This is a genomic window from Thauera sp. AutoDN2, from assembly GCF_051280715.1.
Taxonomy (GTDB): Bacteria; Pseudomonadota; Gammaproteobacteria; order Burkholderiales; family Rhodocyclaceae; genus Thauera.
In genome coordinates, this window is sequence record NZ_JBNCAR010000008.1 from 49,247 (window position 1) to 65,887 (window position 16,641).

At 66.7% G+C, this 16,641-nt stretch carries 14 protein-coding genes and 1 tRNA gene; 4 read left to right on the top strand and 11 right to left on the bottom strand.

Going from position 1 to position 16,641, the window contains the following annotated elements; genetic code table 11:
* Window positions 1–78: 78 nt before the first annotated feature.
* From ACPT9U_RS06870 to rlmD, 8 genes are all read right to left on the bottom strand, one after another.
* A complete protein-coding gene (locus tag ACPT9U_RS06870; protein WP_435750325.1) occupies window positions 79–891 on the bottom strand; it encodes a MinD/ParA family ATP-binding protein in 813 nt (270 codons plus the stop codon).
* A gap of 2 nt (window positions 892–893) precedes the next feature.
* Entirely contained in the window at window positions 894–2,393 is a 1,500-nt protein-coding gene (gene flhF, locus ACPT9U_RS06875) for a flagellar biosynthesis protein FlhF (protein ID WP_435750327.1), read from the bottom strand.
* A gap of 205 nt (window positions 2,394–2,598) precedes the next feature.
* Window positions 2,599–4,704, bottom strand: coding sequence for a flagellar biosynthesis protein FlhA (gene flhA / locus ACPT9U_RS06880; RefSeq protein ID WP_435750328.1), 2,106 nt, complete (start codon window positions 4,702–4,704; stop codon window positions 2,599–2,601).
* 11 nt (window positions 4,705–4,715) lie between these two features.
* Window positions 4,716–5,858 (bottom strand): flagellar biosynthesis protein FlhB, encoded by a 1,143-nt coding sequence (gene flhB / locus ACPT9U_RS06885; protein ID WP_435750329.1) that lies wholly within the window; start codon window positions 5,856–5,858, stop codon window positions 4,716–4,718.
* A gap of 139 nt (window positions 5,859–5,997) precedes the next feature.
* Window positions 5,998–6,396, bottom strand: coding sequence for a DUF192 domain-containing protein (locus ACPT9U_RS06890; protein ID WP_435750370.1), 399 nt, complete (start codon window positions 6,394–6,396; stop codon window positions 5,998–6,000).
* Window positions 6,397–6,455: 59 nt separating this feature from the next.
* Complete coding sequence (locus ACPT9U_RS06895; RefSeq protein WP_435750330.1) at window positions 6,456–7,133, bottom strand: pseudouridine synthase; 678 nt, start codon at window positions 7,131–7,133, stop codon at window positions 6,456–6,458.
* Between the two features lie 55 nt (window positions 7,134–7,188).
* Window positions 7,189–7,278, bottom strand: a tRNA-Ser gene (locus tag ACPT9U_RS06900).
* Window positions 7,279–7,343: 65 nt separating this feature from the next.
* Window positions 7,344–8,645, bottom strand: coding sequence for a 23S rRNA (uracil(1939)-C(5))-methyltransferase RlmD (gene rlmD / locus ACPT9U_RS06905; RefSeq protein ID WP_435750331.1), 1,302 nt, complete (start codon window positions 8,643–8,645; stop codon window positions 7,344–7,346).
* Window positions 8,646–8,918: 273 nt separating this feature from the next.
* On the opposite strand from rlmD, the gene ACPT9U_RS06910 reads away from it, so the two are divergent.
* Window positions 8,919–9,359, top strand: a complete 441-nt coding sequence (locus tag ACPT9U_RS06910) for a hypothetical protein (protein WP_435750332.1) — start codon at window positions 8,919–8,921, stop codon at window positions 9,357–9,359.
* A 61-nt stretch (window positions 9,360–9,420) separates the two neighbouring features.
* On the opposite strand, the gene bamC is transcribed toward ACPT9U_RS06910, so the two are convergent.
* The 3 genes from bamC to ACPT9U_RS06925 all read right to left on the bottom strand — a co-directional run bounded on the left by bamC (window position 9,421) and on the right by ACPT9U_RS06925 (window position 12,522).
* Window positions 9,421–10,563, bottom strand: a complete 1,143-nt coding sequence (gene bamC / locus ACPT9U_RS06915; protein ID WP_435750333.1) for an outer membrane protein assembly factor BamC — start codon at window positions 10,561–10,563, stop codon at window positions 9,421–9,423.
* A 26-nt stretch (window positions 10,564–10,589) separates the two neighbouring features.
* On the bottom strand, window positions 10,590–11,468 hold the full coding sequence (dapA, locus tag ACPT9U_RS06920) for a 4-hydroxy-tetrahydrodipicolinate synthase (protein WP_435750335.1): 879 nt from the start codon (window positions 11,466–11,468) through the stop codon (window positions 10,590–10,592).
* A gap of 127 nt (window positions 11,469–11,595) precedes the next feature.
* Window positions 11,596–12,522, bottom strand: a complete 927-nt coding sequence (locus ACPT9U_RS06925; RefSeq protein WP_418362997.1) for a histone deacetylase family protein — start codon at window positions 12,520–12,522, stop codon at window positions 11,596–11,598.
* A gap of 155 nt (window positions 12,523–12,677) precedes the next feature.
* Between ACPT9U_RS06925 and ACPT9U_RS06930 the strand changes: the two genes are divergently transcribed.
* The 3 genes from ACPT9U_RS06930 to ACPT9U_RS06940 are packed head-to-tail and all read left to right on the top strand — an operon-like array spanning window position 12,678 to window position 16,572.
* On the top strand, window positions 12,678–13,595 hold the full coding sequence (locus ACPT9U_RS06930) for an AAA family ATPase (RefSeq protein ID WP_435750336.1): 918 nt from the start codon (window positions 12,678–12,680) through the stop codon (window positions 13,593–13,595).
* The gene (locus ACPT9U_RS06935; RefSeq protein ID WP_435750337.1) at window positions 13,595–14,578 is read left to right on the top strand and encodes a DUF58 domain-containing protein; all 984 of its coding nucleotides are present in this window, start codon (window positions 13,595–13,597) and stop codon (window positions 14,576–14,578) included. Before ACPT9U_RS06930 ends, ACPT9U_RS06935 begins: the two co-directional genes overlap by 1 nt.
* Window positions 14,575–16,572 (top strand): transglutaminase TgpA family protein, encoded by a 1,998-nt coding sequence (locus ACPT9U_RS06940; protein ID WP_435750338.1) that lies wholly within the window; start codon window positions 14,575–14,577, stop codon window positions 16,570–16,572. The genes ACPT9U_RS06935 and ACPT9U_RS06940 overlap by 4 nt, the downstream gene beginning before the upstream one ends.
* Window positions 16,573–16,641: the final 69 nt, after the last annotated feature.

Here is a 16,641-nt window from a genome sequence, read left to right on the forward strand (position 1 = left end):
GGAGCCCACCGCTTCCGGTCATTGGAGGCCCTAATTGTCCGGCAGCGCCGACGGCATTACCAGCGGGATATTTCACACTCATGGACCGACCCGCCTGGCAATCCGTGTTCCGGACACGCTGCGAGCTGCAGCAAGGCCGGCCACTCGGCGCAGGAAGGCAGCCCCGGCTTCGGGCTGGGACAATTCCAGTGGCTGGCGCAGCCCGGCGGCGATGTCATCGCGCTCGAGTTCACCCAGCCAGGCAAGGGGAACGCCTACATGGCGAACCACCAGCGCCTCGAGACTGCGGAAGAACGCCGCCGCATCAGCGCGCCCGCGTGCACCGCACACGGCGACATGCACGGAACCGGCGCCCGCCGCGGCGAGGCCCTTGATGCTCCGGTAGGCGTCAGTCGCGCCGCTTGCACTCGCCTCGGCCACGACCAGCCGGCGCGGTGCAGCCTGCACGAAGGGGGACGGCTCGGCCACCGACTCCGCCGCTGCATGCACGAGCACGAAGCTCGCATGGCGGTGCAGGATACGCAGCGCCTCGACCAGGCAGGCCCTGCGCGCCTCATCGAGCAAGGGCAGCGCCAGCGCGGCCGCGGCCACAGGCACGCGCCCGACCAGCCCGGGGACCGTCTGGAGGATGCCCGAGAGCCGGGTGCGGCCATCGAGCAATTGCAGTAAGTCGGTACCCTCGCTCACGCCGAGCGCGTCGGCCAGGGTGTCGCTGCCTTCGGCTTCGTCAAGGATGACCACGCGCTCCGCACGTCCAGCGATGCGGTGCGCAGCCAGCACGGCATTCTGGGTCCGCGTCCTGCCGCCCACGTACAGCGCCACCACCTGCGGCGGCGCGCGGCGGAAGAGGCGGCGCAGTCCTGCGGCCTGATCTTCGCGTCCATCCAGCATGATCACGCCCCCCCGGCGGCCGCCAGCATGAATCCGGCCTCGTCGCCGTTCAGATGCCAGGGCGACTCACCCGCATGCTCGCGCAGGGCGCGGTGGAGGAGATAGGCCCGATTCGGAAGATGCAGATCTTCAGGCACCCGCTGGCCATTGGTCAGGTAGCGGATGTCGAGTTGATGGCGCACGGTCACATCGAGTGCCGGCGCCAGGGATGCCGCCTCGTCAACCTTGGTGAAGATGCAGCCCGCGAGATCATCGCCGGCATAGGCGCGCACCACGTCGTCCAGGGTGTCGCCACGCACGGTGGCGTTGAGCAACAACAGGCGGCGCACATCACCCGCACCGGACAGCATCGCAGCCTGCTCGGCCACCATGCGATCGCGCTGGCTCATCCCCATGGTATCGATGAGCACCATGTGCTTGTTGCGCAAACCTGCCAGTGTCTGTCGAAGATCAGCCGCGTCGCGCACCGAGAACACCGGCACACCAAGGATGCGGCCGTAGATGCGCAACTGCTCCTGCGCACCAATGCGGTAGCCGTCGGTGGTGATCAGGGCGAGCTTGCCGGCACCGTGACGCACAACGCAGCGGGCGGCCAGCTTGGCCGTGGTGGTGGTCTTGCCCACGCCGGTCGGGCCCACGAGGGCAAACACCCCGCCCTGATCGAGCAGATCCTCGTCGGAGGCGCAGGCGTGCATCATACGGTCCAGCGCCGCGCCCGCGGCCTCGCGCGCCTCGGTGCGCCCAGCATCCTCCGCAACGGCCTCGACGAGCTTGCGCGCAGTCGCGGCCGAGAATCCTGCCTCGAGCAGTTCGCCCAGCATCGCGGCGCGCGCTGGAGCATGGCGACGGGTTTCACCCCAGGCGAAACCCGCAAGCTGGCGCTCGATCATGCTGCGGATACCGGTCAGTTCGGACATCAGGCGGGCATTGGTTTCCTGCAGCTCGCGCACCCGCGTGCTGCCGAACTCGTCGGCCGACGGAGCCGCCATTGCACGGCCCGCCGCCCGCCCCGACGCGACCGCTGGCGCCGGGCTCGCCCCCTGCGCCGGGCGAGCCGTTTCTGCGGCGCTGCGCAGAATGGCCTCGCGGGCACGCACGGTATAGTCGGCAGTTTCAATCCGCGGGGGGTTGAACGGACGCAGCACTGGCTCGGACGCCTCCGGCGCGGGGCGCAGCGGCGGACGCTCGACGTTGCGCGCGGCCTTTGACGCCAGCGCCGACAGGCTCACCTCGAAGTCGCCATCGTCTGCCTCGGGCTGCATCCGCGCACGCATCGCGGCAGGGGCGGCAGGGGCGGCAGGCGCTACGGTAGCGCTGCGCGCGGTCACGGCCGCACGGTTCGCGGCCTGCAAGGCCCCCACGGCCTCACCCGGCAAGGCGAGGATCTCCACGCCGCCTTCGACGGCGCGGTTGGACAGGACGATCGCATCCGGACCAAGGGCTTCCTTAAGCGCGCGGAGCGCCTCGCGGGCGGTGGGGGCAAAGTAGCGTTTGACGTTCATGGCGATTCTCCCGGTGGCCACGGTCGACCACTGTTTGATGAGGATTATCGCCACACCCGGTCAAGGCCCTTGGGTCGAATAAAGCGGCTTTCCCCCGTCAATTCGAGTGCTCGGACGCATGGCCTGCACAGGGAAGAAAGGCCTGTACGCAGGGACTCGACAGCCCGTGCGCAAGCCGGACACCGAGCCGGTGCAGGGACAGCGCTCAACCCTGCGCGCCGACCATTGCGGTGACGCGAATCGTGCGGCTCTCGGGCACCTCGCTGTTGGAGATGACCTTGAGCGAGGGCACCGCGCGGCGCAGGAAGCGCGACAGCAGCATGCGCAACTGCGCGGGCACGAGCAGCACCGGCGGCAGACCGATGTCCTCCTGGCGCTGGGCGATCTGCGCCGTCTGGCGCAGCAGGGTATCGGCCAGGCCCGGCTCGATCGCACCGCCCTCGCCGCCCGAGGCCATGGCCTGCATGAGAATGCGCTCCAGCCCCGGCTCCAGCGCCATGACCTGCACCTCGGTGTTGCCCGGAAACAGGCTCTGCATGATCGCGCGTCCCAGAGCCTCGCGCACCTTGGTGGTGAGCTGCATCGGGTCCTGCGTGCGCGGCGCATGCTCGGCGAGCACCTCGATGATGCTGCGCATGTCGCGGATGTTGACGCCTTCCTCGAGCAGGTTCTGCAGCACGCGCTGAACCGTACCGATGGCCAGCGCCTTCGGCACCAGATCCTCGACCAGCTTGGGCGAATCCTTGCCCACGTGGTCGAGCAGCGCCTGGGTTTCCTGGCGGCCGAGCAGTTCCGCGGCGTGATTGAGGATGACGTGGTTGAGATGGGTAGCCACCACGGTGCTGGCATCGACCACGGTGTAGCCGAGCGCATGGGCCTGCTCGCGCATGCCGCTGTCGATCCACACCGCGGGCAGACCGAACGCCGGATCGGTGGTTTCACGCCCGGCAAGGGGGCCGGACACGCGGCCCGGGTTGATCGCAAGGAACTGACCCGGATAGGCCTCCCCGCTGCCAACCTCGACCCCCTTGAGGGCGATGCGATAGGCGTTGGGCTTGAGCTCGAGGTTGTCGCGGATATGCACCGGGGACGACAGGAAACCCACCTCCTGGGCGAATTTCTTGCGCAGCCCGCGGATGCGCTTGAGCAGCTCGCCATCCTGCCCTTTATCCACCATCGGGATCAGGCGGTAGCCGACCTCAAGCCCCAGCACGTCGACCTGGGAGACGTCGTTCCAGCTCGCCTCCTGGGCCTCCGCGGCGGGCGCGGCGGCTGCGGCCACCTGCTCGGACGGCGCCTGGGCAGCCGTCGACGCCTCGGCGATCCGCTTGTGTCGCATCCAGGCCATCGCCCCAAGCGTCAGCGCGATGAGCAGGAAGACGAGGTTCGGCATCCCGGGAATGAGCCCGAGCACCCCGATGATGACGGCGGTCAGCGTCATCACCATTGGATTGGAGAACACCTGGGCGATGATGACACCGCCGATGTCGCCCTCGTCACCCACGCGCGAAACGACCAAGCCGGCCGCCACCGAGATGATCAGCGCCGGGATCTGAGCCACCAGGCCGTCACCGATCGTGAGCAGCGCATACGTGCGTCCCGCCTCACCCACCGCCATATCATGCTGCATGATGCCGACGAAGAGGCCGCCGAGGATGTTGATGACGAGGATGATGATGCCGGCCACCGCGTCGCCGCGCACGAACTTGGAAGCACCGTCCATGGCGCCATAGAAGTCGGACTCCTGCGCGATCTCCTTGCGCCGCTGCTTGGCTTCCTTCTCATCGATGAGCCCCGCGTTGAGGTCGGCATCGATCGCCATCTGCTTGCCAGGCATGGCGTCCAGCGTGAAGCGGGCGGACACCTCGGCGATTCGCCCTGCGCCCTTGGTGATCACGACGAAGTTGATGACAGTGAGGATGACGAACACCACCAGACCCACCGCGGTGTTGCCACCGACGAGGAAGCTGCCGAAGGCCTCGATCACCTTGCCCGCCGCGTCGCCGCCACCGTGGCCTTCGAGCAGCACGATCCGCGTCGACGCCACGTTGAGCGAAAGGCGCAGCAACGTCGTCACCAGCAGCACGGTGGGGAACACCGAGAAATCGAGTGGCCGTTTCGAATACATCGCCACCAGCATCACCATCACCGAGATCGCGATGTTGAAGGTGAAAAACACGTCGAGCAGGAACACCGGCAGCGGCAGCACCATCATCGACAGGATCATGATGATGAGCAAGGGCGCCGCCAGTTGGCGGAGGTTTGCCGGCGAGAGCAGCTGGCGCAGATTCAGGGCGTCGTTCATGGCCATGGGTCAGGCAATCATTCCTCAGGGGCGCCCGGGTCCATTCCCGCCGGTACAGGCAGGGCAGTCGGCGCGACGGGCGGCAGGCCGCCCAGTTTCATCCAGGCATCGAGCTGGTAGACATAGGCCATGACCTCGGCGACTGCGGTGTACAGCGCGGCGGGAATGGACTGCTCCAGTTCGCAGTGTTTGTAGAGCGCACGCGCCAGCGGCGGCGCCTCGAGCATGGGTACGCCATGTTCCTTGGCAAGCTCCCGGATCTTCAGCGCGAGTTCTCCCCGCCCCTTGGCCACCACCACGGGCGCGCCCATCTTCTCAGCGTCGTACTTCAGCGCCACCGAGAAGTGGGTCGGGTTGGTCACCACGACATCCGCCTTCGGCACCTCGGACATCATGCGGCGACGGGCCATCTCACGCTGCATCGCGCGAATACGGCCTTTCACCATCGGGTCGCCTTCCTGCTCCTTGCCCTCGCGCTTGACCTCTTCCTTGGTCATGCGCAGCTTCTTGTGGTACTGCCAGAGCTGGAACGGCACGTCCATCAGCGCCAGCAGGCCGAGGCTGAGCACGATGAGCAGCGCGGCGAAGGCGACGGTATCGGAGAAGTCGGCCATGCCAATCTCGAGGGGCTCGACCATCAGGTCGAAGAGGTGATCCATGTTCAGCCACAGCACCAGCGCCGCAACCCCCCCCACAAGGAGCGACTTCAGGATGGCTTTCACCATCTCCGCGAGCCCGTGCACCGAGAACATGCGACCGAACCCCTTGAGCGGGTTCATGCGGCCGAAATTTGGCCCGAGCGCCTTGGGGGCGAACACCAGCCCGCCCAGAAGCATGGGTGCAGCAACTGCAGCGATCAGCAGGGCGAAGAACAGCGGCATCAGGGTGAGCAGTGCGCCGCTGAGCATGCGCTCGAGCATGTCGAGCATGACGTTTTCGTCGAAGGCAGCGCGCCGGTCGAAAGCGAAACCGTCGCGCAGCAGACCCGAGACACGCCCCGCCATCCAGCCGCCGAGCAGCAGCAGGGTCGCTGCCCCGGTCACCGTGACGAGAAAGGTCGACAGTTCCCGCGACTGCGGGACCTGTCCTTCCTCGCGCGCCTGTTCCAGCCTTCGCGGTGATGGGGCTTCTGTCTTCTCGAGGTCGCTTTCTTCGGCCACTGCCGGCTCCGTCTGCCGCCCCGCCGGCCCGAGTGGGCGCGGACGCGAAGCGACGTGTGCGGATTATCGGCCCGGACGCGCAAGCGCCGTGGCGGGATAAACGCGGATAAAGCGGCGCTATTCGCGCCTTGTGGCCGGGTTACTGCGGCGCAGGCAACTTGTCGATACCGCGCAGGCGGTCGCCGGGCCGCACGCCACGCTCGGCGAACCAGCCCAGATTCATCTCCAGCGCAAACCGGGCCGGCCCCGCCGCACAGTGATTGTCGGTGGTCTGCGGCTGCATGTCCGCGATGTTGAGCACGCGGCCCTCGGCGTCGAGGAAGGCGACCGAGAGCGGAATCAGGGTGTTCTTCATCCACATGCAATGCGCCCGCTCCTCGGGGAACACGAAGACCATACCGCGATGCAGCGGCATGGCGACCCGGTTCATCAGCCCGGTGATGCGTGCTTCGGCGGTATGCGCCACCTCCGCCTCGATACGCGCCATGCCCGCGCCAAGCTCTGCAATCGGTAGCGCATCCTGCGCATGAGCAGACATGGCGAGGAGGAGGCCAGCGGCAACTCCGCAAAGCGTGACCTGCGTGTTCGGAGAGATCTTCATCGGGGGTCCCTTGTGGTTTTCGTGCTGGCGCGCATCTTACCTGCCCCCCTGCCCGGCTGACGAGCGCCACCCGAACCCGCCGGGACACCGGATCCGCTTCGGCGCTCGCGCCCTGACTGCGAATCCGGCAGGACGGCTTGAACCTCGCGCCACTGTCCGGGCTGCAGCCCGTCCAGACGCCAGGGTCCGATCGCGACGCGGATCAGGCGCAAGGTCGGATGACCGACACGCGCCGTCATCCTGCGCACCTGCCTGTTCTTTCCCTCGCGCAGCACGATCTCGAGCCAGGCCGTCGGCACCGTCTTGCGAAAACGTACCGCAGGGATTCGCTGCCACAGCCACTGCGGCTCGGGCACACGTCGCGCCTCGCAGGGCCGCGTGTGAAAGTCGCCGAGGTCAACTCCCGCGCGCAAGCCGGACAAGGCAGCGTCGTCGGGCTCGCCTTCCACCTGAACAAGGTAGGTCTTCGGCAGTTTATGACGCGGGTCGGTGATGCGATGCTGGAGCGCACCATCGTCGGTGAGCAGCAACAACCCTTCACTGTCTGTGTCCAGGCGCCCCGCAGCATAGACGCCGGGCACATCGACCCAGTCCGCAAGCGTCGGGCGGCCATCCCCATCGGTGAACTGGCACAGCACCCCGAAAGGCTTGTTGAGCAGGATGAGGCGCGACACGGAGACTGGCCCCTCTCGAGGAGAATGCCGCCGAGCGGCGGGTCGGGCGCGAGGATGGCGGAGGCGGTGAGATTCGAACTCACGAGGGGCGCAAACCCCTGACGGTTTTCAAGACCGTTGCATTCAACCGCTCTGCCACGCCTCCGCAAGGGCGCGCATTATAGCACCAGCAACCGCGATGCCCACGCCCGGAGCGGCTCGGGTCTGCATTCAGATCCGCTCGAACAGAGCCACCGACTCGACGTGCGAAGTCTGCGGAAACATGTTCGCGATCCCCGCTGCACGCAGGGCATAGCCCTTTTCGTGCACCAGTACGGCGGCATCGCGCGCGAGAGTTGCCGGGTTGCAGGAAACGTAAACGATGCGTGCCGGCACCTGAACGCCGATCGCCTTCACTACGGCAATTGCACCCTCACGGGGTGGATCGATCAGCAGCTTATCCAGCGCCCCCAAGGCCGCGAGACTGTCCTCGGTCGCCTCGAAGAGGTTGGCCGCATGAAACTCGGCCAGGGATTCCAGTCCATTGCAGCGCGCGTTCTCGAGTGCGCGCGCAACCAGGGCATCACTACCCTCCACCCCCACGACATACGCCCCGCGCCGTGCGATCGGCAGGCTGAAATTGCCCAGGCCGCAGAACAGGTCCCCGATGCGCTCCCCCGGCCGGGGATCAAGCAGTTGCATCGAACGCCGGATCAGGAGCCGGTTCACATGCACATTCACCTGGGTGAAATCCGTCGGCCGGAAGTCCATGCGAACGTTGAACTCCGGCAGCGTGTAAGCAAGCGCCGGCGCTTCCAGGGGATGTAGCGGCGTAGCCGTTTCCGGCCCCCCCGGCTGAAACCAGGCCTGGATATCCTCCGCATCGGCAAAGGCTGAGATGCGCTTCTCATCCGCGCGCGAGAACGGCTGCAGGTTACGGAACACGAACACGGCCACGTCGCCATCGCCGATCGCAATCTCTACCTGCGGCAGGCGGTCGGCGATCGACAGGCCGGCAAGCATGTCGCGCAGCCGGGGCAGCATCGCCGAAACACGTGCAGGCAGCACCGGACACTCGCGCATATCCACGATGTAGCTCGAACGACGCTCGTGGAAGCCGATGCGCAGCCCGCCCTTGCTGGGGACGACACGAATGCCCAGGCGCGCGCGATAACGATAGCCCCAGGCGGGTCCGTGGATGGCAGGCAGGATCACGCCCGGGCGCAGCTTGCCGAGGTGCCACAGCGCGTCTTCGAGAATGCGCTGCTTGACCGCAGCCTGGGCATCCTCATCCAGATGCTGCATCGAACATCCGCCGCAGACTCCGTAGTGCGGACACCGGGGGGCGACACGCTGGGCGCTGGCCTTGAGCACCCGGACCGTATCGCCCTGCTCGTAGTTCGGCCGCGCACGACGCACCGTGTACTCGACGCGCTCGCCCGGCAGCGCGCCCTCGATGAACACCGCCTTGCCATCGACCCGCGCGATGCCACGGCCTTCGTGATCCAGGGATTGTGTCGTGGCGATAGGCATGATCTTGCTGGGACTTGGAGGGAGGAGCGCGATTCTAACGCGCGCGCTGCCGCCCCTGAAGAGATCGCTGCAAACCCTGCTAAAGCCCGGTGCAACGCTTTCTTACCATTCATCCATGCGCTGAATGCCCGAGGCAGGCCTTGCTGGGCGGGGGGCGCCCAGCGCGCGTGTTAACATGCTTTTCGCAAGCTCCGCTGTCGCGTCGCGTGTCCATTGCCGTGCGGCGCGCTCGGAATGCCGAGCAAACCCCGAAACAGAAGAAAGGACATCCTCATGAAACACCCCCTCCTCGTCGCCACACTCGTCGCCATTGCCGTTTCGGCGTGCAGCAAGCAGGAAGAGAAGCCCGCCGCGCAAGCGCCGAGCGCACAGGAACAGGCCAAGGAGTCTGCAGCGCAAGCCGTCGAAGCCGCCAAGGATGCAGCCGCTGCCGGCACACAGGCGGTGAAGGAAGAGGCCGCCGCGGCTGCCGAAGCCAGCCGCGAAGCCGCCAGTGACGCCGCGGCCAAGGCAGATGCCGCGGTCGAGGCCGCCAAGGAAAACGGCGCTGCCGTGGTGGATGCGGTCAAGGAAGAGACCGCCGCAGCCGTCGAAGCCGTGAAGGAAGGCGCGGAAGCGCTCAAGGACGAAGCCGCCGACGCCGCGGCAGCCGCCAAGGCTGCAGCCGAGGCCGCCGTTGGCGCCGCCAAGGAGTCTGCGGAAAAGCAGCAGTAAAGTTTCGGCGCGAACCAAAAAGCCGGCGAATGCCGGCTTTTTTGTGTCTGGATCCTGCCGATCAGCGCAACTGCTCGTGCAACAAGCGGAGCATGCGCCGCGCCGTTTCGGAGTCGTCTTCACCCCCCTCGCGCGTGAGCACCTTGACGCGCGCGGTATCGCCCTGCCCTTGAACCTGCAGGCGGTATTCACTGCCCCCGACTGCAGGCTTGTCGTCGCTGCGCCAGAACGCGAGGCGAGACAGGAAACCCTTCTCCGGATTGCGGTTGTCAGCTTCGGGGTCGACATAGCGGACGAAATACAGACCCTCGGTGCGATCACGGTCCTCGACCGTGAAGCCGATCCGATCCAGCGCCAATCCGACACGACGCCAGGCACGATCGAAGGGCTCTTCAATCAAAAGCGCCGCACGACCATCCGGAGCAGTCACGATTTGCGCGCGTTCGGCCGTCTGCGGAGCAGAAAGCTCTGCGACCGCACGCGCCTCTTCTGCGCCGAGGCGGACCATCAACCGACGCAGCATCTCGGCTTCAAGCTCGGGATCGGCCGGACGGGGTTGCCAAATCGTGCTGTCCTTGGCCTCGGTCGGGTAGATCTCCATCATGCCGCGGTGGCTGATGTACACCTCGACCGTTCCGGGCTCCTTGCCCTGCTCGAGGCGGGTGCGGAACTTGTCGCGCTCGGGCGTGGAGAACAGGCCGTCAAGCACCTTGCCGAGCGTTGAGCGGACGAAATCCTGCGGGATCTTCGCGCGGTCCTCCGCCCAGTCCGTCTCCATGACTCCGATCTCGGGACTGTCGACGTTGAGGATGAAGCCAAGCTCCAGCCAGAAGTCCTTGATCTGCGGCCACAGATCGTCTGGAGTGCCGCTCACAACGAGCCAGCGCTGGCTGCCTGCGCGCTCGATGCGCATCGTTTCGGAGGCGACCAGGACATCACCACCGCCGCTGCTCACCGCAGGCTGACCAGCGCGATCGGCTGCATAGGCCGAATAGGTGGCAACGCCGCGCGGCGCCACGTCGGGGACGGCAAAGCGGTCATCCCGGCGCGGCGCGGTGAGGTCGGGCGGGATCTCGAGCGGACGCTCAAGCTTCCGGGCGCTCTTGTAATCGATACGCTTGGACTCGAGCAGTGAGCCGGAACAACCACCGAGCGCCAGGGACAACGCGATCAGTGACAGGGAGGTGCGCGTGGAACGGTTCATGGAATACCTGGGCGAAGAGTTTCGGGTCAGACCTGGATGCCAGCCTTGCGCATGGCCTTGAGCACGCGCTCGTGGTACGCGTCGGAGAGCTGGGTGAGCGGCAACCGGATGCCGTCGCCGATCAGGCCCATGCGGGCCACGGCCCACTTGACCGGGATCGGGTTGGCCTCGCAGAAAAGGTCCCGATGCAGACCGGTCAGCGTGGCGTTGGTTTCACGCAGGGTACGCATGTCCCCGGCGGCCGCTGCGGCGCACAGCGCATGCATTGCGCGCGGGGCGACGTTGGCCGTCACCGAGATCACGCCATGCCCGCCGAGCATCAGGAAGGCCGCCGAGCTCATGTCGTCGCCACTGTACAGTCCGAAGCCCGCGGGAACACGCTCGACCAGATCGCATGCGCGGTCCAGGCTGCCCGTAGCATCCTTCAAGCCAACGATGTTGGGGATCTCCGCCAGGCGCAGCACGGTGTCGTTGCCAAGATCGGCAACGGTGCGGCCAGGCACGTTGTAGAGGATGAGCGGCAGCTCCACCGCCTCTGCGATCGTACGGTAGTGACGATACAGGCCTTCCTGCGTCGGCTTGTTGTAATACGGCACGACCGACAGGTGTGCGTCGGCACCGGCCTGACTTGCGAAGCGGGCCAGTTCGACCGCCTCCGCAGTGGAGTTGGCGCCAGTCCCGGCGATCACCGGCACGCGGCCGGCGACATGCTCGACGGCGACGCGGATGAGCTCGCAGTGCTCATCGACATCGACGGTGGGTGACTCGCCGGTGGTGCCGACGATGACGATGCCGTCCGTCCCTTCGGCGACGTGCCAGTCGATGAGGCTGCGCAAGCGGGGAAAATCCAGGCTGCCGTCGTCCTGCATGGGGGTGACGATGGCGACAAGCGATCCGGTAATCATGGCGTCGGGCTGTTGGGTAAAGTTCGGATTCTAACCGATCGCGTACGCGCGGCCAGTAGTGAGGCCTGTGCGGGCGCGATTTCTCGCGCCCGCACAGGCAGGCAAACAGTTCGCCGGATGAGGCGCCTCAAAGGTCTGCAAGCGCCTTGACGTGCGCCACGACCGAGCGCGCGAGCGAGGACAGGGAGTAGCCGCCCTCCAGGATCGACACGATGCGCTTGTGGCTGCAGTCGGCGGCCACGTCCTTGATCTGCTCGGTGGCCCAGACGTAGTCGGCCTCGAGCAGGCCAAGCGAGCCCATGTCGTCCTCGTAATGTGCATCGAACCCCGCGGAGATGAAGATCATCTGCGGGTTGTGCGCGCGTAGCGCCGGGATGACGATGTCTCCGAAGACCTGCCGGAAGGCGTCACCCCGTGTGCCCGCGGGCAAGGGCACGTTGCACATGTGCGGCGGCGGGTTGTCCGTTCCGCAGTATGGATAGAACGGGTGCTGGAAGATGCCGGCCATCATCACGCGCGGATCGTCGCGGAAGATGTCTTCGGTTCCATTGCCATGGTGAACGTCGAAATCGACGACCGCCACGCGTTCCAGCCCATGGGCCTCGAGGGCGTGGCGCGCCGCGATGGCGACGTTGTTCATGAAACAGAAACCCATCGCCTTCGAACGCTCGGCATGGTGACCGGGAGGACGCACCGCGCAGAAAGCGTTCTCGATCTCGCCCTTCATGACGAGGTCGGTGGCATGAACTCCCGCGCCCGCTGAACGCAGCGCGGCCTTCATGGTGCCGGGGCTCATCGCCGTATCGGGGTCCAGATGGCGGATACCGTGCTCGGGCACGTTGTCGAAAAGGTTGTCGACATAGTCCTTCGGGTGAACGCGCTCGATGTGTTCGCGCTGCGCTTCGGGCGCGTCATAGAAGGAGATGTACATGTCCAGCCCGGAGGCGATGAGGCGATCATTGATCGCCGAAAGCCGGTCTGGGCACTCCGGGTGCATCGATCCCATGTCGTGCAGCCAGCAATCGCGGTGCGTGATGAATGCCGTCGTGGTCATACTTCTCCCTCTCCCCTCGCAAATGGTCGACATCGCCTCTTGCGGGCGTGCCTGCGACCTTTTCCGAACCGGTCGGCGTGACGTGCATCATCCGGCCCGGCAACCTTTGTGGTCTATTATCACCGCTTCCAAGCCAATTTCACAGTGCGCCCGAGATGCCCGTTCATCATGCAAACCGCCTCCTGGAAGCTGCAGGAAGGATCATTCTCGGCAAGCAGCGCGAACTGCGCCTTGCCCTCACCTGCCTGATCGCACGCGGACACCTGCTGATCGAGGACGTCCCGGGCGTCGGCAAGACCACCCTCGCCCAGGTGCTCGCGCGCCTGATGGGGCTGCAGTTCCAGCGCATCCAGTTCACCAGCGACCTGCTGCCGGCGGACATCCTCGGCGTATCCATCTTCGATCGCGAAACGAGCGCGTTCCGCTTTCACCCCGGCCCGGTGTTCGCCCAACTGATCCTCGCCGACGAGATCAACCGCGCCACCCCCAAGACCCAGAGCGCACTGCTGGAGGCAATGGAGGAGCGCCAGGTGACCGCCGACGGCGAGACATTCCCGCTCGCCGAACCCTTCTTCGTCATTGCGACACAGAACCCCGCTCACCAGATCGGCACTTTCCCGCTTCCCGAGAGCCAGCTCGACCGTTTCCTGCTGCGCATGCACCTCGGCTACCCCGACCGCAAGGCAGAGCGTGCGTTGCTGCAGGGCGAGGACCGCCGCATCCTGCTCGAGCGCCAAGCGCCCGTGTCCCGACCCGAGGAAATCCTCGAACTTCAGATGGCAGCGCAGGAGGTCCACGTCGCCGACGCACTGATCGACTATCTCCAGGCCCTGCTCGGCGCCACCCGAAGCAACCCCGAACTTGCTGCCGGACTGAGTCCCCGCGCCGGGCTCGGACTGCTCGCCGCCGCACGAGCCTGGGCGCTGCTGGATGGGCGCGACCATGTCCTGCCCGAGGACGTGCAGACCCTGTTCCCGCATGTCGCCGCGCACCGTCTGCATCTCGCCGCCGACGGCCGCCCCATTCCGCCCGCCGCCCTCGCCAGGCTGATGCAATCCGTAACCCTGCGCTGATGAATCCCGCTGCACTCTGGCACCGTCTGCGCAAGGCGATCGAGCGCTGGCTGTTCCGCATCGACGGCCCGGAGCCTGCGCCGATCCGGCTTGTGCAGCGGCGCATCTTCGTCTTCCCGGCGCGTGCCGGGTTCGCGTTCGCTGCAGCACTGCTGGTGATGCTCATCGCATCGATCAACTACAACCTCAGCCTCGGCTACGGACTCGTGTTCCTGCTCGGCGGCGCAGCGGCAGCGAGCATCCTGCATGCGTTCCGGAATCTGTTCGGCCTCTCGATACGCCCCGCCCGAAACGAACCGGTGTTCTGCGGCGACACAGCGGTGTTCCGCCTGCTGGTGACCAATGAGCGGCCCCGCCGACGCCCCGCACTACGACTGCTTGCTCGGGGTCAGGCAACGCAGTTCGCGCTCGGTGCGGAGACCGAGGACAGAGTCGACCTGCCCTGCCCGACCACGCACCGGGGCTGGCTGGCGATCGGGCGCACCGTACTCGACACTCACTGGCCGCTCGGTCTGATCCGGGCCTGGAGCGTGTTCGTCCCCGAGGCCCGCTGCCTGGTGTTCCCCGCCCCCGAGCCCGATCCGCCGGAACTTCCCGGATCCGGAGAAGCACTCGACGGCGGCCGCCCTTCCATTGCCGAAGGTGACGACGATTTCGCCGGCCTGCGTGCCCACCGCAGCGCGGACTCGCCAAGGCACGTTGCCTGGAAGGTGCTCGCACGCGGCGGGCCGATGCTCACCAAGCAGTACGCAGCCGCCTCGGGTCGCGACCTCGTGCTCGACTGGGATGCCACCGGCACCGGGCTCGATGTCGAGCAGCGCTTGTCGCGCCTATGCGCCTGGATCCTGCAGGCTGAAGCGGACGGACGGCGTTACGCACTCGTGCTGCCCGGCTTGCGTACCGGATGCGAGCGGGGACGTGCGCATCGGGACCGTTGCCTCGAACAACTCGCCACGTTCGGCCATGAAGGAGGTGGTGCATGATCAGCCTGCCATGGCGCAAGGGCCGGAAACAGGCCGGCAATGATGACGGACGCCAGCTGCCGGCACTGGACCGCCGCCAGGGCACCTGGCTGCTGGCTGCAGCCGCACTCACCGCCGCCCCGCACGCGATGTGGCTGCCCGGCTGGATCAGTGCGCTGTGCATGCTGCTGCTGGCCTGGCGCGGCCTGCTGTTGTGGCGGGGCAGCCGCCCCCCTCACCGTCTGCTGCTGCTGTGCATCACCCTCGCCGTAGCGGTGGGCGTGCGCACCGAGTTCGGACAGTTCTTCGGCAAAGACCCAGGCGTCGCCCTGCTCGCCCTGCTCCTCGGCCTCAAACTGCTCGAAACACGAGCGGTGCGCGATATCCGCTCCGCGGTTCTGCTCTGCCTCTTTCTTCAGCTTTCGATCTTCCTCGAGGACCAGTCCCTTCCCATCGCGACGCTGGCGCTATGCGGAACACTGCTCACCCTCGGCGCCCTGGTGGCACTGAGCGACCCGGCCGGGCGCTTCGGCAGCCAGCTGCGCACGGCAGCCACCCTGCTGATGCAGGGCATCCCGTTCATGCTGGCGCTGTTCCTGCTCTTTCCTCGCATTCAGGGGCCGCTGTGGGGCCTGCCGGCCGACGCGTTCAGTGCGCGCACCGGGCTTTCGGACACCATGACGCCAGGCTCGATCAGCGAACTGGGGCTGTCATCGGCAATTGCGTTTCGCGCCCGGTTCGAGGGGGACGCTCCACTGCAAGGGCAGCGCTACTGGCGCGGTCCGGTACTCACGGACTTCGACGGACGTACCTGGCGTGCCCGTCCATTCCGTGAATCCGATACCCCTTTCTACACGGTGACCGGACCGCGCATCGACTACGAACTCACGCTCGAAGCGCACAACCGGCGCTGGCTGCTCGCACTCGACTACCCGGGACCGGCAAGCCCCGCGATCCGACATGCGAGCGACCATCACGCCTTGGCGCTGCGGCCCATACAGACCCGCAGTCGCTTCAACCTGAGCGCTTGGCCGGAATCGAAGATCGGGCTTGACGAGAACGCCAACACCCTCGCTGCCGCAATCCAGCTCCCCCCCGCAAGCAACCCGCGCACAACGAGGCTGGCACGCGAATTGGCCGACGGTGCCCGATCGCACGCAGAGATCCTCGATCGCGTCACCGCATACCTGCGCGCGCAACAGTACCGCTACACCCTACGCCCGCCACCTCTCGGAGAGCACCCCAACGACGAATTCCTGTTCGACACCCGGCGCGGCTTCTGCGAACACTTCGCCTCCGCCTTCGTGGTGATGATGCGTGCCGCCGGCGTTCCTGCCCGCGTCGTCACCGGCTACCAAGGGGGAGAGCTCAACCCGATCGACGGCTATCTGGTCGTACGCCAGTCCGACGCACATGCCTGGGCCGAGGTCTGGCTCGCTGACCGAGGCTGGCTACGGGTCGACCCCACGGCCCTCGCCGCCCCGGAGCGGATTGAGGACGGACTGGCGGAGGCCCTCGCCCAGGACGCGGACCTGCCCCTGCTGATGCGGGCCAACATGCACTGGCTGCGCGACCTGCGCCATCAGTGGGAGGCGCTCTCGAATGCGTGGAACCAGCGCGTTCTTGGATACAATCCGGAACGCCAGCGTGCGCTCCTGGAACGGCTCGGGCTCGCGGGAAACGGTATAGCCAGCCTCATCGCCCTGCTTGCCGGCGCCGGCCTCGCCATCTTCATCGGGCTCTATCTCTGGGCGAAACGGTCGAACCAGCCCAAGGACCCTCTGCTCATCGCCTGGGACCGCTTCAGCGCACGACTCGCGCGCGCTGATCTGGCTCGCCACCCCTGGGAAGGCCCGGAGGCGTACGGCAGGCGGCTGGCCGAGGCCTTGCCAGATCAGGCCCCGGCGCTTCTGGCCATCTGCAGCAGCTATGCGGAACTGCGCTACGGGCGGCGCCGTCCGGATGCGGAGATCCGGGCCCTGAACAAACGTATCGACGGAATACAGATCCAATGAACGCTCATCCCGCTCACGCCGCCTCTTGCGCACTGCGCTCTGCTGCCACACGCGCATCCTGGTCCGGGC

Coding starts and splice junctions, on each gene's coding strand:
- dapA (WP_435750335.1), bottom strand. CDS start 11,468: ATGATTACCGGATCGCTTGTCGCCATCGTCACCCCCATGCAGGACGAC.
- ACPT9U_RS06940 (WP_435750338.1), top strand. CDS start 14,575: ATGATCAGCCTGCCATGGCGCAAGGGCCGGAAACAGGCCGGCAATGAT.
- ACPT9U_RS06935 (WP_435750337.1), top strand. CDS start 13,595: ATGAATCCCGCTGCACTCTGGCACCGTCTGCGCAAGGCGATCGAGCGC.
- ACPT9U_RS06890 (WP_435750370.1), bottom strand. CDS start 6,396: ATGTCTGCTCATGCGCAGGATGCGCTACCGATTGCAGAGCTTGGCGCG.
- ACPT9U_RS06910 (WP_435750332.1), top strand. CDS start 8,919: ATGAAACACCCCCTCCTCGTCGCCACACTCGTCGCCATTGCCGTTTCG.
- ACPT9U_RS06925 (WP_418362997.1), bottom strand. CDS start 12,522: ATGACCACGACGGCATTCATCACGCACCGCGATTGCTGGCTGCACGAC.
- bamC (WP_435750333.1), bottom strand. CDS start 10,563: ATGAACCGTTCCACGCGCACCTCCCTGTCACTGATCGCGTTGTCCCTG.
- flhA (WP_435750328.1), bottom strand. CDS start 4,704: ATGGCCATGAACGACGCCCTGAATCTGCGCCAGCTGCTCTCGCCGGCA.
- flhF (WP_435750327.1), bottom strand. CDS start 2,393: ATGAACGTCAAACGCTACTTTGCCCCCACCGCCCGCGAGGCGCTCCGC.
- rlmD (WP_435750331.1), bottom strand. CDS start 8,645: ATGCCTATCGCCACGACACAATCCCTGGATCACGAAGGCCGTGGCATC.
- ACPT9U_RS06870 (WP_435750325.1), bottom strand. CDS start 891: ATGCTGGATGGACGCGAAGATCAGGCCGCAGGACTGCGCCGCCTCTTC.
- ACPT9U_RS06930 (WP_435750336.1), top strand. CDS start 12,678: ATGCCCGTTCATCATGCAAACCGCCTCCTGGAAGCTGCAGGAAGGATC.